Below are 13872 nucleotides of genomic sequence, written 5' to 3'. Positions count from 1 at the left end.
TGTTAGCCCTGCATCGCGAGACTGCGCGTGCGCTCGCCCTCTGTGCTCTCGACCACATCCTTGGGGATGTAGAAGTCGCGCTTGTAGTTGAAGGTATGGCCGATCGCGACGGCGAGGATGCCGATGAAGCTCAAGCCCGCGAGCCACCACATGTACCAGATCATGCCGACGCCGAAGGCCACGGAGAGCCCAGCAAGGATGACGCCGGTGCCCGTGTTGCTGGGCATGTGGATCGGTTCAAAGCCGGAGACAGGACGCTGGTAGCCGCGCTTCTTCATGTCCGCCCATGCGTCGCCGTCATGGATGACGGGGGTGAAGGCGAAATTATAATCTGGCGGCGGCGAGCTGGTCGCCCATTCGAGCGTCCGGCCATCCCAGGGGTCTCCGGTCGTGTCGCGCAGCTTGTCACGGTTCATGATGCTGACGGCGAACTGGATGAACATGCAGGCGATGCCGGCCGCGATCATGACGGCGCCAAGCGCTGCGATCTGGAACCAGATCTGCAAGCTTGGATCATCGAACACGCGCATGCGGCGGGTGACGCCCATCAGGCCCAGGACATAGAGCGGCATGAAGGCGACCCAGAAACCGACGACCCACAGCCAGAAGCTGCGCTTGCCCCATTTGGTCTCCAGCTTGAAGCCGAACGCCTTTGGCCACCAATAGTTGATCGCCGCGAACAGGCCGAACAGCACGCCGCCGATGATCACGTTGTGGAAGTGCGCGATCAGGAACAGCGAGTTGTGCAGGACGAAGTCGGCAGGCGGAACCGCGAGCAGCACGCCGGTCATGCCGCCGACCACGAAGGTCAGCATGAAGGCGACCGTCCACATCATCGGCAGTTCAAACCGGATGCGGCCGCGATACATGGTGAACAGCCAGTTGAAGAGCTTGGCCCCGGTCGGGATGGAAATGACCATCGTCGTGATGCCGAAGAAGCTGTTGACGCTGGCGCCGGAGCCCATGGTGAAGAAGTGGTGCAGCCAGACGAGATAGCTCAAGATAGCGATGACAACCGTCGCATAGACCATCGAGGAATAGCCGAAGAGGCGCTTCGACGAGAAGGTCGAGGTGACTTCGCTGAACACGCCGAACAGCGGCAGGATGAGGATGTAGACCTCCGGATGGCCCCAGATCCAGATGAGGTTCACATACATCATGGGGTTGCCGCCCATGTCGTTGGTGAAGAAGGCCGTGCCTACATAACGGTCGAGGCTGAGCAGCGCGAGAACGGCGGTCAGCACGGGGAATGCCGCGACGATCAGGATGTTGGAGCAGAGCGAGGTCCAGACGAAGATCGGGAGCTTCATCATCGACATGCCCGGCGCGCGCATCTTCACGATGGTCGCGATCAGGTTGACGCCCGATAGGAGCGTGCCGATGCCTGCTATCTGAAGGCCCCAGATATAATAATCGACGCCGACCCCTGGACTGTAGGCGATGCCCGACAGCGGCGGGTAGGCGAGCCAGCCCGTGCGCGCGAATTCGCCCACGAACAGCGACATCATGGTGATGACCGCGCCCGCGGTCGTCATCCAGAAGCTGAAATTGTTGAGGAAGGGGAAGCTGACGTCGCGGGCGCCGATTTGCAGCGGCACCATATAGTTCATGATCCCGGTGATCATCGGCATTGCGACGAAGAAGATCATGATGACGCCGTGCGCCGTGAAGATCTGATCATAATGATGCGCGTTCAGATAGCCTTCCGACCCGTTAAAGGCCCATGCCTGTTGCAGGCGCATCATGATCGCGTCGGCGAAACCGCGCAGGAACATGATGAGGCCGAGGATCATGTACATGATGCCGATGCGCTTGTGATCGACGGTGGTGAACCAGTCGCGCCACAGCCAGCCCCACAGGCGATATTTGGTGACAACGCCAAGGATCGCGACGCCGCCGATCACGACAGCGACGAAGGTGCTCATGACGATCGGCTCATGGACCGGCACTGCGCTCCAGTCGAGGCGGCCGAAGATCAGTTTCCAGATGCCGCTGTTTTCGGATGCGGGATGAGGGGACATGGGGTCAGGGCCTTGGTGGGAATGGGTGGGGGAGGGTGGTGCGCGACACCCCGCATATTTCGTCATGCTGAACCTGTTTCAGCATCCATCGCGCCTTCGGGAATGGAGTCGCGTGGGGAATAATGGATTCTGAAACAAGTTCAGGATAACGGTGGGATGGAGAAGGCATGGCGTTCACATTCCCTCATGCCCATGATGACCGCCCGCATGCCCATCGGCATCCTTCTGTCCGGGCGCTTGGTTGCCTCGTTCGGCAGGCGTGCGCTGTGCGGCTGGCGTCATGCCGGAAGGCTGGGCGATCTCGCCCTTCTTGCCAGGCTCCACCGGATGGTAGCCGCCCACGTCGATCGTGCCGTCATGGCGCAGCCCTTCGGTATCACGTGCCGATTCCTTGCCCGCGCCGCCGTGCATGTCGGTCATCATGACCTCATCCATGCAGCGCTTGCCCGGCTGGGCGCACATGTTGAGGGCGGCGTGGAAGAGCTTTGGTTCGACGCCCGCGAAATACATGGGCGGCACCTTTTCGCTGGGCTGTTCCAGCTTCACATAGGTAGCGCGGTCGAGCTTTGCGTTGCTGGACTTGACCTGCGCGACCCACTTGTCGAACCCGGCCTGGTCCATCGCCTTGAAGCGGAAGCGCATGTTGGAGAAGCCCGCGCCGGAATAGTTGGCGGAGAAGCCTTCGAAATTGCCGGGCTTGTTGGCGACGGCGTGAAGCACCGTCTGCATGCCGGGCATGGCGTAGATCTGTCCTGCGAGCGCGGGGACGAAGAAGCTGTTCATGAGCGTCGCGGAGGTGATTTTGAACTCGATCGGCTGATCGACGGGCGCGGCGAGTTCGTTCACCGTGGCGATGCCGAGTTCAGGATAGATGAACAGCCATTTCCAATCGAGCGCGACCACTTCGACCTGAAGCCGCTTGGCGGCGGGATCGACCTTGCGCTCATGATCGATGCGTTCGATCGGGCGGTAGGGATCGAGCAGGTGGGTGCTGGTCCAGGTGATGGCGCCGAGCGCGATGATGATCAGCAGCGGAGCCGACCAGATCAGCAGCTCAAGGCTGGTCGAATGGTCCCAATCGGGATCATAATCCTTCGCCTGCGCCTTTTCCCGGTAGCGCCATGCGAACCAGATGGTGGTGGCCATCACCGGCAGGATGATGAGCAGCATGAGCAGCGTGGAGATGATGATCAGATCGCGCTGCTGCACTGCGACATCGCCTGCGGGCGACATGACCACCCAGTTGCACGCGCCGAGCGGCAGCAGCAGCAAGGGCGCGAGTCGGCGCGGAAAAGCTCGGGAAAGGAGGCGAGGACGTGCGGTCATGATGCCCGCATAAGGGGGTGGAGTGGCGATCGACATTGGACCTTTTGTCCTATCCCCTCGCAGGCGCAAAATAGGGCAATGGCCTTTCGACCACCGGGGCGATTCGCTATGCTGCAACGATGTTGGGCATGGATCGTTCCCGCAGCATGAAGGCTTGCCCCGACCGATGAACGCCGCGACCACCACGCCATCCTCCACGCAGATGGAGCGCGACGCACGCCTCGTCACCGCGCGCGATCACAAGGTCGCGCCGGGCGAGATCGCGATCGGCGTGATCATCGGGCGGACGTCGGAATTCTTCGACTTCTTCGTCTATGCGATCGCGTCGTGCATCGTGTTTCCGGCGCTGGTCTTTCCTTATTTGAGCCCCTTGGAGGGGACGCTCTGGTCCTTCGCCATCTTTGCGCTGGCGTTCGTGACGCGGCCGATCGGGTCGTTCATCTTCATGGCGGTGGACAGGGCTTATGGGCGGGGCGTCAAGCTCACAATCGCGCTGTTCCTGCTCGGCGGATCGACGGCGTTCATCGCGTTCCTGCCGGGATATGACACGATCGGCATATGGTCGGCGGTGCTGCTGGCGGTGTTCCGGGCTGGGCAGGGCGTGGCGCTGGGCGGGACATGGGACGGGCTCGCCTCGCTGCTGTCATTGAATGCGCCGCAGAACAAGCGTGGCTGGTACGCGATGATGCCGCAGCTGGGCGCGCCGCTGGCGCTGCTGGTGGCTAGCGGGCTGTTCGCTTTCTTCCTGTCCGTGCTGTCGGACGCGGATTTCCTGGCGTGGGGGTGGCGCTATCCCTTCTTCGTGGCGTTCGCGATCAACGTGGTGGCGCTGTTCGCGCGGTTGCGGATCGTGGTGACGCATGAGTTCGAGCGGCTGTTCGAAGCGCGCGAGTTGCAGCCTTCGCCGGTAATCGAGACGGTGCGGACGGACGGGCGGAACATCGTGATCGGCGCCTTCGCCCCGCTTGCGAGCTTTGCGCTGTTCCACATGGTGTCGGTGTTCCCGCTGTCGTGGATCGCGCTTTACACGAAGCAGCCGCTGGAGCGGTTTCTGGTGATCGAGGCGATCGGCGCAAGCGTCGGCGTGCTGGCGATCATCGTGTCGGGGTTTGTCGCCGACATGGTGGGTAGGCGCAAGCTGCTCGCATGGTCGGCGGCGGGCATCGGGATATTCAGCATTGCCGCACCGCTGCTGCTGAACGGCGGTGAGCTGGCGGAGATCGCCTTCATGATCCTGGGGTTCATGCTGCTGGGATTGAGCTTTGGCCAGTCTTCGGGCGTGGTCGCCTCCAATTTCTCGACGGCCACGCGCTATACCGGATCGGCGCTGACTTCGGACCTTGCATGGTTGGTGGGTGCTGGCTTTGCGCCGCTGGTGGCGCTGGCGCTGTCGGTGACATTCGGGCTGGCGGCGTCGGGCGCTTATCTTTTCTCCGGCGCGGTGGTGACGGGGTTGGCGCTGTTCATCAACAAGGAGCTGGCGGGCAAGGACCGCTAAGCCGCCGCCTGCCGCATCCGCTCTAGTGCCATACGGTCGAACCAGCCGGTCGGGCCGGAGCGGGGGGCGAGGCGGGGGAGCCATGCGGCGTAGAGGCTGCGCAGTTCGCGCGGCAGGCCATTGGGGCCCTCACGACCCATGATGTCCGAGACGATGCGGTTCTGGAAGTAGCGCAACGAATAGTTGGTCATCCGCCTATACTGCATGCGCCAGCTTGATGGATTGGTGAGGCGCACCGGTTCGCAGAGGAAACCTGCATCTTCACAAGCGAAGACGCGGTCACGCTGCCAGGCGGCGTCGGTTTGAAGGTCGGTATGAGCCCAAGCCGCGACGAGGCCATCGTCCCCAATCAGATCATCGGGCAGACGCAAGCACCGGCTGCGTATCCGGTTCACGAAAGGCCCGGAGAGCGCGTAAAGATCGCCAAACAGGCCGCCGTGCGTGGTCAGAAGATGGCGGTAATGCGCAGCCATGCGGCCGTTGAGCGGCATGCCAGCTGCTGCATTGATGCCTTCCTGTCCTACAGCCTGCGCCAATGCGTCGATGGAGCCGGAGGCGATCTGGGCGTCACCATCAAGGAGGATGACGGCTTCGTCGGTCCTGTCTAGCAGATCATGGATGAGGTGGTTCCACGTCCGCGACTTGCCGCCACGAGCGATATCATGGACATGGACATTGGCTCGCCCTGCCGCTGCTTCCCGAGCGAGCACAGCCGTGGCGTCGGTCGAGCCGTTGACGAGGACATGATAGACTATGTCCGCCCGATCCAGCGGGAGCGAGGCAAGGCATGTCCCGATCCGCCGTTCTTCCTGATGGGCGAAGATGCCGACGGCAATAGCCATGATGTCAGCGGAAATCCCAACCCTGCTGGCCATGATCTGCCTGATCAAGGCCCTCTGCCGCTTCCTCGCCGCTAAGGCGCATGGGCAGCGCGGCCGATAGCATCAGCGCGACGATGGTGGTCCCCGCCATCGACCAGAGCGCGACGGCTATGACGCCCGCAAACTGGCTGAGCATGGCTGTGGAGAGGCTGACATCGGCTTCGAACCCGACGCCGCCCAGAAAGGGCTGAACGAAGAGCGGGAGCAACAAGGCACCGATCAGGCCCCCAAGCCCATGGAGCAGGAAGACAGAGGCCGGATCATCGACGCCGCGTCCGAACGCCGCCTTGGCAATGCGGCAGAGAAGGGCAGCGGCAAGGCCGATCAGCATTGCGCCGCCCGGGCCGGACAGGGCCGCAGAGGCGGAGATGGCGGCGAGGCCAGCGATGGCGCCGGACATGATGCCGGTGGCGCTAACGCGGCCGCTTGCCGCCCGATCCGACAGTGCCCATGCGAACGCGCCCGCGCAGGCGGCGAAATGCGTGTTGAGGATGGCGGTGGCGGCGTTGTCGGTCGCGCCGAGGGCCCATCCGCCGGAGAGCCCTGCCCAACCGATCCAGATCAGCGCCCCACCCGCGAGGCTGAGGACAGGCGCGTGGTTCGTTGCAGCCTGCCGGGGTTGGCGGCCGAGGATGAGGGAAAGCGCAAGCGCGGAGAAGCCCGCGCTCATGTGAATGACGAGGCTGCCGGAGAAATCGATCACGCCGAGCCTTGCCAGCCATCCGCCGCCCCAGATGCCGTGGACCAGCGGAGCATAGACGATGAGCAGCCATAGCGGGGCAAGGGCCGCCGTCCAGCCGAAGCGCGCGCGTCCGGCGGTGGCGCCGGGGAGAAGGCAAACGGCAAACAGTGCCAGCGCCATCTGGAACAGGACGAAGGCGGATTCCGGAACGGTAAGCCCCTCTTTCAGCGTCCCGAGATTGGCGAGCAGGAGGTTGGCTCCGCCGCCGAGCCACGTGCTGCCGGGGGCGAAGCTGAGGCTATATCCGGCGATCGCCCAGGCGAGTGATGCGCCTGCGGCGACGATGAATATCTGGGTGCTTGCCGAGAGCGCGCTGCGGACGTTGACGAGGCCCGCGTGGCGCAACAGCAGGCCGGGCAGTCCAGCGATCAATATGAGTATGGCGCAGAGGATCATCCAGGCGGTGTCCCCGCTGTCCGCGACGGCCACCGCAACCTGGGCTTCGGCCGTTTGCGGCGAGGCCATGAAGAGGAAGAGGAGGAGGGCGCGAGCGAACATGGGACGATCCGGCAATCTCAGGTGCCGAATTGTTTATGCTGTGGCGGTAAAGACTTTGATAAGCTTGATGAGAGGGTGATTTTTTGGGGGTGGTTGAGGAGCTGTGATTATCCGGATTACTCAAGCTTTGCTCGGGCTGAGCTTGTCCAGGCCCATTTTTAAAGCCCATTTTTAGAGGAAGTAGCCCTTCGACAGGCTCAGGGCAAACGGGTTGGGTGGCATGTGAGAACGGGGGTTAGCGGGCAGGTGAGGATCCGCGGACGTTCCGGGTCAAGACGCCGGCGCGCCCTAGTAGGCTTCGCCGCCGCAAGTGATGCGGCCGGTGCCGCGATTTTCGACCTGGCAGGCGGCCTTGCCAGCGATGGTGACGTCGCCTGACCCGGATGCGGAGATTTTGGCGGTGACATCGGCGGTCAGCGCAACGTTGCCGGGGCCGTCATTGCTGACCGTCGCCTGACGAACGCGCAGGTCCTCGGCAGCGACTGCGCCGGGACCATTCACACGTACCGCCGCGACAGCCGCTCGCCCCGCCAGCGTGGCGCGGCCTGCGCCAGCGACGCCAAGGCTGAGTTGATCGACGTCCACCGTCGCGACACTGACGTCGCCGTTGCCGCCAAGCACGATCTCTCCGCGCAAGCCCTTCATCCTGCTGACCGAGATGGACCCTCCGCCGGTCAGCACCAGCCTTTCAAGCATGCCGGTCGACAGCCGCACGGTGGCGCGGCCGCCGCTCTTTTCGCCAGGCCGGGCGCGATCCATCCTGATCGTCAGCAGCCGTCCCGACACATCGATGTGCAGCCGTTCGATCAGCGACTGGTCGCCATCGACCTTGGCCGACGCGCCAGCACCGGTGGTGATGATCACTTCCACGGGCGCGTCCACCCGGATCGCGTCGAAGCTGGTGATGGTATAGCCGCGAGTCGCAGCCACGGCCTGCAAAGGCAGCAGCAGCCAGGCGGCTGTGATCATGAGACGTAAGGGATTTCGCGGTGGACCTGGCATGGTGCCGCCTTTAGCCGCGAAACGCTTTCCACAAGGTTGATGGCGCCATCTTCCTGGACGGCCTTTGACGGTCACGTCTGCCGGACTGCCAAGGCCAGGCCTCGTCAGGCGAGCCCTACTTCCTTCAGCGGGACCGAGGAGTCGGCCAGTTGCGCCTGGTCGAGAACGGCGCCCGACAGGATGTGGGCGCGGCCCTGCACATAGTCCTTGACCGCATTCACGCAGTCGAGGGCGATGAGCTTGCCCGCCTTCAGATACAGGACCGAGAAGCTGCGGGTGGCCGGATCGCCACGCAGGATGGTCTGGTCATGGCCGATGGAAAGGCCGACGGTCTGAAGCTTCAGGTCATATTGGTTGGACCAGAACCAGGGGACAGCGTCATAGGCTTCTTCCTTGCCCATGATGTGAGCGACGGCGGTCTTTGCCTGGTCGTTGGCGTTCTGCACCGACTCAAGGCGAAGCTGCGCGCCGCGCGCGAAGCGGTTGGCGTGCGATGCGCAGTCGCCAACGGCATAGATGTTGGGCAGGCTGGTGCGGCAATATTCATCGACATCGACGCCGTTGCCGCCCGCTGCGCCTGCCGCGATCAGCGGGCCTGTTTCGGGCACGATGCCGATACCGACGATCACCATGTCGGTTTCGACACGCTCACCATCCTGCATGAGAACGGCGGTCGCTTTTCCGTCCTGAACCTCGATACAGTCCATCTTCGCGCCGGTGCGAAGGTCCACGCCATGGGCGCGATGTTCGGCTTCGTAGAAGCGGGACAGTTCTTCCCCGGCGACGCGGGCAAGGACGCGGTTCAGCGCTTCCAAGAGCACGACCTTCTTGCCGAACTTCGTGAGGACGGCGGCTGCTTCGAGGCCGATATAGCCGCCGCCGATCACGACGACATGGTCGATCTGGTCCATCTTCGCCATCATCGCGTCGACATCGTCGCGGCGGCGGACGGCATGGACGTTGGGCGCGTCGGCCCCGTTGCACGTCAGCATGCGCGGACTGCCGCCGGTGCACCAGATAAGCTTGCCATAACCGATCTGCTCATTGCCGGCGGTGACCGTCTGCGCTTGCGGATCGATCGTCTTTACCCGGCGGCCGAGAAGCATGTCGACCTTGCGCTCTTCCCAGAAGGCGGCGGGGCGGATGAGGATGCGGTCGAAGCTCTTGTCGCCCGCAAAATATTCCTTCGACAGGGGCGGGCGTTCGTAGGGCGGGTATTTTTCGTCCCCGATCATGGCGACGGACCCCTCAAAGCCGAGTTGACGAAGCGAAATCGCCGCCTGCGCGCCTGCATGGCCCGCGCCTACGATCAGAACGTCATAATGGCTCATCAGCCAGCATCCCCTCAGTCTAAGTTGCTGCCGTCCTTGGCGCGCTTTCCCCGGGCTGACAAGGGGTGCCCAAGGCTTTTTGGGGCGCGAAGGGCCAAATTATAAAATGTTGGCGCTCCCATGTCCCCCATGGCGTTGCCATCCCAGGTTGTGGCATAGGCGCTCGCCAGATTTGGGGGTTTCTTCCTTATGGCTGACAAGGACTTTCCGGTAAGGGCGGAGGGCCAAACGGCGCATGGTCCGCTGTCCGGGCTCGCGCTCGGGGCGCTGGGGGTGGTGTTCGGGGACATAGGGACCTCGCCGCTCTACGCATTGAAGGAGAGCTTCGTCGGCCACCATCCGCTGGCGGTCGATCCGGTCCATATCTATGGCGTGCTGTCCCTGATCTTCTGGACCATGATGTTGGTCGTCACGGTCAAATATGTGTTCATCATCCTGCGCGCCGACAATAATGGCGAGGGCGGCAGCATGGCGCTGCTGGCTTTGATCGGGCGGCGGATGGGCGAGACGCGCTGGACGCCGACGATCGCGGCATTGGGCGTGCTGGCGACAGCGCTATTTTACGGCGACGCGATCATCACCCCGGCGGTGTCGGTGCTGTCGGCTGTCGAGGGGCTGACGGTCGTGGAAGCGGGGCTGACGCCGCTGGTGCTGCCGATCGCGATCGTGATCCTGATCGCGCTGTTCGTGATCCAGAGCATCGGGACGGCGCGAGTCGGCGCGCTGTTCGGGCCGATCATGGTGGTCTATTTCCTTGCGCTCGCCGTGCTGGGCGCCGCCAATATATTGCGGCACCCGGAGATCGTGGCGATCGTCAATCCGTGGTGGGCGCTGCACTTCTTCCTCATCGATCCCAAGCTTGCATTCCTGGCCTTGGGCTCCGTCGTACTGGCGGTGACGGGGGCGGAGGCGCTTTATGCCGACATGGGCCATTTCGGGCGCAGGGCGATCAGTGTCGCCTGGCTTTACGCCGCTTTCCCGTGCCTGATGCTCAATTATCTGGGGCAGGGGGCGCTGCTCATCGACGAGCCTGCGGCGGCGCAAAATCCTTTCTTCCTGCTGGCGCCCGAATGGGCGAGGTTGCCGCTAGTGATATTGGCGACGATGGCGACCGTGATCGCAAGCCAGGCGGTCATATCGGGCGCTTTCTCGGTAACGCGGCAGGCGGTGCAGCTCGGCTTCCTGCCGCGACTGCGGATATTGCACACCAGCGCGTCGGCGGCCGGGCAGATCTATATGCCGCTCATCAACTGGGCGCTGCTGGTGCTGGTCATCATGCTGGTGCTGGGCTTTGGCAGTTCTAGCAATCTGGCGGCGGCCTATGGCATCGCAGTGACGGGAACCATGGTCATCACCACCTGCATGATGGCGGTGTTGACGTTCAGCGTATGGCGGTGGAACCCCGTGGCGGCCGGTTTGGTCATCGGGCTGTTCCTGATCGTCGATGGCGCCTATTTCCTGTCGAACGCGACGAAGATCCCGGATGGAGGATGGTTCCCGCTGCTGGTCGCGGGCGTGTCGTTCCTGGTGCTGACGACCTGGGCGACGGGACGGCGGATCATGCGGCGCTATCTGCGCGAAGACGCCATGGACCTGGAGCTTTTCATCAAATCGGCAGGCGCGTCGTTGAAGCGGGTGCCGGGGACAGCAATATTCCTGTCCTCAACGACCGAAGGCGTTCCGCCCGCGCTGCTGCATAATGTGAAGCACAACCGTATTTTGCATGAGCGTAACATCATCCTGACGGTGCGGACCGAAGATGTCCCGCATCTGCCCTATGACGGACGCACGAGCGCGGAAGATCATGGCGCGGGCTTTTATCGCCTGATCCTGCGCCACGGCTTCATGGAGAATGTCGATGTTCCGGCCGCGATGAAAGCGGTGCGCGACTGCGGGGGGCCGATCGGCGTTGCTGATACCAGCTATTTCCTCAGCAGGGAGACGCTGGTGCCCTCATCCCGGCCCGGCATGGCGATCTGGCGCGAGCGGCTGTTCGCGTGGATGGTGCGCAACGCGGAAAGTCCCATGGCCTTCTTCAAGCTGCCGACGAACCGCGTGGTCGAACTGGGGTCGCAACTGGAGATTTGAGAGGCGGATAGGATTGAAGTCTCGGGACGTGCCTTTTTATCGTTAGATTTCTGTTCACTATATTCGCTTATCAGGCATCGGGCTAAAAGAGGCTGTCGGGTGCTCAAGTCATTACAAATCGGGTATAAGCCTCGGGAGGCGCGCCAGCCGGTGTTGATCCCGGCACGGATGAACACTGGCCCAAGCTGGACAGAGGTGGTCATCCACAATCTGTCGTCCGGCGGTGCGCTGCTGGCATGTGATAATGCCCCGAACCGCGGCACCTATCTCGAGATCAGGCGCGGAAAGCAGACGATCGTGGGGCGCGTGGTCTGGCGGAAAGAGCGATTTTTCGGCATTCAGGCGCAGGGCAGGCTGGACGTCGCCGCCATAATCAACGAGCCGCGCCTTGCGTCGCGACCCAAATCGGCTAATGATCCCGGCTCTGCCTACGAGCGGCGTTCACAGTCGAGAATGGAGGCTGACGCGCAGATCGCGCGTCAACTCGAAAATAGCCGCCGTTGGTCAGCCGCATTCCAGTACGGCATATTCCTCGTCCTCGCCCTGAGCGCGGCGGGATTTGCCGCTACCGAGGTCTACCAGCTGCTCTCGCACCCGTTTTTGCAGGTGCAAAGCCGCCTCTAATATTCTGAGGGGCTGAGCGATGCAAAGCGCGCTCCTCGCGCCATTCGCCTCACGCGGCTGGCTGGTTACGACGTTAACCTTCTTTTCATTGAACTTTTTCCCGTGCCCAGGCTTTCCCGCGCTTCAAATGCGGACGGGAACTATTCGTAAACCATGAATGTAAATGAGCAGGCGCGCTTCCAACAGTTGGCGGAGCGTAATCAACATCTGGCGTCGCGCGCAGATAGTCCGGACATCCGGAGGGTGCATGAAGCCTGGGTGACGTTCTACAAGAAGCTGGCCGCTAATGCGATCAACTGACGCTGCCAAATTTCTGCTGAAGCTTAAAAATGGTAGCGGAGGAACGTTACCGCTTAGAAAGTCCTCTCAAAAAGTTCAGAGTTTAAAGGCGCATATGGAGGGGCGAACCGCAATGATCACCGTACCACTCATCAACTGGCAGCCGATGGGGGCAATGCCAGACGACCGAAAAGACGGGCGTCAGATCCTATTTGCGTTTCACTATGCGCACGGGACCGTCAATCCGGGCCCACCGCATTGGCTTTATTCGACCGGACGATTCGGGGCAGGGCGATGGTTCTTCGAAGATGAGCATGGCTACGCACTGCCCCCGAACGAGCCGCAGCGCTGGGCAGACATCAACCCGCCTGCGTGATTTTAAGGATCAGAGCGGAACCCCGTCCAGCGCGGCGTGATGCGGCACTAGATCGAACTGCGATCGCCATTCCAGTGTTTCAGCCGTGGAAGCATTTTCCCGTTTATTATCAATGACCGTTCCCCCAATTTGCCACCATACTACCCCACAGTTTTTCGCGGGTTTCCGAGGCATGGGGGAACTGAGAACGCCACCTAAATGGGTTTGAGCGACTGAAGGGAACCAGCCACAAACATAAGTTCCTAACCGCCCGGCGCTGAGCGCACCTCGCTTTGGGGAACAGCGATTCCCACTTCGGAACCCAATCGAGTGATTGATCGCTTCAGCACCATGGAGAGCGCACGATGATAGCTGAGTTCACCCTCAACGACGGGAACCCCGTCAGCATCAACCTGGAGCAGATCGACTACTTCCAGCCCAGCGACGACGGCACGCTGGTCGTGTTCGCAGATGGTCGCCAGCTTGAGCTACAGGAGAGCTACGACGCTGTGGCTGAGGTGATGAACCCAGAGCGGCAGGCGGGCTGCTAGAGCAGCGTTGGCCCCTCTATCGGAGCCGCCTTCCTCTGAAACCAGGGCGTGGTGGTATGCTCTACGCGCAGCCGATCAGCAGGATAGGGCCGGTCAAACCGGTATAGCTCCTCAAGCGGGGCGGTGAGCCAAAAATCCCAATCCTCTGGATCGATGATCACGGGCGAGCGATCGTGAATGTCGATCAGGTCTGGGGCATTGTCCGTCATCACGCCGGTGAAAACGCTGCCCCACTCGTCGCTGTTTGCCCAAAGCCCCGCCCAGGCGAAGATGGGCTGATCCTTCACCGATAGCCACGTTTCCGTCATGCAGCCCGGCTCGCCGCACGCCTCACAATATCGGGCTGTCGGAATAAGGCAGCGGTTCTCGGGCTTCTCGGCGGCCCACTTCCAGAAATAGGTATGCAGCTTGTCGAAGCGGGCGTTGTTCACTGGCTTCGGCTTCAGAGGCTTGCCCGTCTTCTTGCTCTTCTGGATGAGCGGAAAGCCCCAGGTCATCTGCTCCAGCACCCGTTCGCCGTTCTCCACCCGGATCACGATGCCGGGCTGGGCAGGATGGATCTGGAGCGGGCCTTCATTGAAACGCGCGCCTCGCTTGGCCTTGAAAAGGTTCAGCACCTTCTGCGTGTCGCCGCGTTCCGCTCGATTGCACATGACCAGAAGGTGAGAAGCGGCGG

Annotated in this window: 13 protein-coding genes; 6 read left to right on the top strand and 7 right to left on the bottom strand. The window is 62.4% G+C overall.

The annotated features are described in order from the left end of the window. Nucleotides 1–2: 2 nt before the first annotated feature. Both cyoB and cyoA read right to left on the bottom strand, forming a co-directional pair. Entirely contained in the window at nt 3–2021 is a 2019-nt protein-coding gene (cyoB, locus tag MU848_RS09470; RefSeq protein ID WP_247231400.1) for a cytochrome o ubiquinol oxidase subunit I, read from the bottom strand. Nucleotides 2022–2195: 174 nt separating this feature from the next. Beyond that, nucleotides 2196–3347, bottom strand: coding sequence for a ubiquinol oxidase subunit II (cyoA, locus tag MU848_RS09465; protein ID WP_247231743.1), 1152 nt, complete (start codon nt 3345–3347; stop codon nt 2196–2198). Between the two features lie 166 nt (nt 3348–3513). Here cyoA and MU848_RS09460 point away from each other — a divergent pair, with 166 nt between their 5' ends. Next, on the top strand, nt 3514–4845 hold the full coding sequence (locus tag MU848_RS09460) for an MFS transporter (RefSeq protein WP_247231398.1): 1332 nt from the start codon (nt 3514–3516) through the stop codon (nt 4843–4845). Here the strand turns inward: MU848_RS09460 and MU848_RS09455 are convergent. The 4 genes from MU848_RS09455 to MU848_RS09440 all read right to left on the bottom strand — a co-directional run bounded on the left by MU848_RS09455 (nt 4842) and on the right by MU848_RS09440 (nt 9299). Next, complete coding sequence (locus tag MU848_RS09455) at nt 4842–5687, bottom strand: glycosyltransferase family 2 protein (protein WP_247231741.1); 846 nt, start codon at nt 5685–5687, stop codon at nt 4842–4844. The two genes, MU848_RS09460 and MU848_RS09455, sit on opposite strands and share 4 nt — an antisense overlap. Nucleotides 5688–5691: 4 nt before the next feature. Continuing rightward, complete coding sequence (locus MU848_RS09450; RefSeq protein ID WP_247231396.1) at nt 5692–6966, bottom strand: ammonium transporter; 1275 nt, start codon at nt 6964–6966, stop codon at nt 5692–5694. 288 nt (nt 6967–7254) lie between these two features. Then, on the bottom strand, nt 7255–7935 hold the full coding sequence (locus MU848_RS09445; protein ID WP_247231394.1) for a GIN domain-containing protein: 681 nt from the start codon (nt 7933–7935) through the stop codon (nt 7255–7257). Between the two features lie 137 nt (nt 7936–8072). Further along, nucleotides 8073–9299, bottom strand: coding sequence for an NAD(P)/FAD-dependent oxidoreductase (locus MU848_RS09440; protein WP_247231392.1), 1227 nt, complete (start codon nt 9297–9299; stop codon nt 8073–8075). Nucleotides 9300–9488: 189 nt separating this feature from the next. Between MU848_RS09440 and MU848_RS09435 the strand changes: the two genes are divergently transcribed. The 5 genes from MU848_RS09435 to MU848_RS09415 all read left to right on the top strand — a co-directional run bounded on the left by MU848_RS09435 (nt 9489) and on the right by MU848_RS09415 (nt 13196). Continuing rightward, on the top strand, nt 9489–11387 hold the full coding sequence (locus MU848_RS09435) for a potassium transporter Kup (RefSeq protein WP_247231390.1): 1899 nt from the start codon (nt 9489–9491) through the stop codon (nt 11385–11387). A gap of 99 nt (nt 11388–11486) precedes the next feature. Beyond that, nucleotides 11487–12011 carry a PilZ domain-containing protein gene (locus tag MU848_RS09430; RefSeq protein WP_315862451.1) on the top strand — a complete coding sequence of 175 codons (525 nt, stop codon included), beginning with the start codon at nt 11487–11489 and terminating at the stop codon, nt 12009–12011. A gap of 153 nt (nt 12012–12164) precedes the next feature. Then, entirely contained in the window at nt 12165–12311 is a 147-nt protein-coding gene (locus MU848_RS09425) for a hypothetical protein (RefSeq protein WP_247231386.1), read from the top strand. A 112-nt stretch (nt 12312–12423) separates the two neighbouring features. Next, entirely contained in the window at nt 12424–12666 is a 243-nt protein-coding gene (locus MU848_RS09420) for a hypothetical protein (protein ID WP_247231384.1), read from the top strand. Between the two features lie 344 nt (nt 12667–13010). Then, complete coding sequence (locus MU848_RS09415; protein ID WP_247231382.1) at nt 13011–13196, top strand: hypothetical protein; 186 nt, start codon at nt 13011–13013, stop codon at nt 13194–13196. Here MU848_RS09415 and MU848_RS09410 read toward each other — a convergent pair. Beyond that, entirely contained in the window at nt 13193–13849 is a 657-nt protein-coding gene (locus MU848_RS09410) for an SOS response-associated peptidase family protein (protein ID WP_247231380.1), read from the bottom strand. The genes MU848_RS09415 and MU848_RS09410 overlap by 4 nt on opposite strands. Nucleotides 13850–13872: the final 23 nt, after the last annotated feature.

This window comes from Sphingobium agri, assembly GCF_023051225.1.
Lineage (GTDB): Bacteria > Pseudomonadota > Alphaproteobacteria > Sphingomonadales > Sphingomonadaceae > Sphingobium > Sphingobium agri.
The sequence above is the reverse complement of the archived record's forward strand: the minus strand, read 5'-3'. Positions and strand labels throughout refer to the sequence as shown.

What these genes read in the sequence shown, in the direction of transcription:
- MU848_RS09420 (WP_247231384.1), top strand. Translation starts at nt 12,424, where the DNA reads ATGATCACCGTACCACTCATCAACTGGCAGCCGATGGGGGCAATGCCA.
- MU848_RS09440 (WP_247231392.1), bottom strand. Translation starts at nt 9,299, where the DNA reads ATGAGCCATTATGACGTTCTGATCGTAGGCGCGGGCCATGCAGGCGCG.
- MU848_RS09450 (WP_247231396.1), bottom strand. Translation starts at nt 6,966, where the DNA reads ATGTTCGCTCGCGCCCTCCTCCTCTTCCTCTTCATGGCCTCGCCGCAA.
- MU848_RS09435 (WP_247231390.1), top strand. Translation starts at nt 9,489, where the DNA reads ATGGCTGACAAGGACTTTCCGGTAAGGGCGGAGGGCCAAACGGCGCAT.
- MU848_RS09415 (WP_247231382.1), top strand. Translation starts at nt 13,011, where the DNA reads ATGATAGCTGAGTTCACCCTCAACGACGGGAACCCCGTCAGCATCAAC.
- MU848_RS09425 (WP_247231386.1), top strand. Translation starts at nt 12,165, where the DNA reads ATGAATGTAAATGAGCAGGCGCGCTTCCAACAGTTGGCGGAGCGTAAT.
- MU848_RS09460 (WP_247231398.1), top strand. Translation starts at nt 3,514, where the DNA reads ATGAACGCCGCGACCACCACGCCATCCTCCACGCAGATGGAGCGCGAC.
- MU848_RS09455 (WP_247231741.1), bottom strand. Translation starts at nt 5,687, where the DNA reads ATGGCTATTGCCGTCGGCATCTTCGCCCATCAGGAAGAACGGCGGATC.
- MU848_RS09410 (WP_247231380.1), bottom strand. Translation starts at nt 13,849, where the DNA reads ATGTGCAATCGAGCGGAACGCGGCGACACGCAGAAGGTGCTGAACCTT.
- cyoB (WP_247231400.1), bottom strand. Translation starts at nt 2,021, where the DNA reads ATGTCCCCTCATCCCGCATCCGAAAACAGCGGCATCTGGAAACTGATC.
- cyoA (WP_247231743.1), bottom strand. Translation starts at nt 3,347, where the DNA reads ATGACCGCACGTCCTCGCCTCCTTTCCCGAGCTTTTCCGCGCCGACTC.
- MU848_RS09445 (WP_247231394.1), bottom strand. Translation starts at nt 7,935, where the DNA reads ATGATCACAGCCGCCTGGCTGCTGCTGCCTTTGCAGGCCGTGGCTGCG.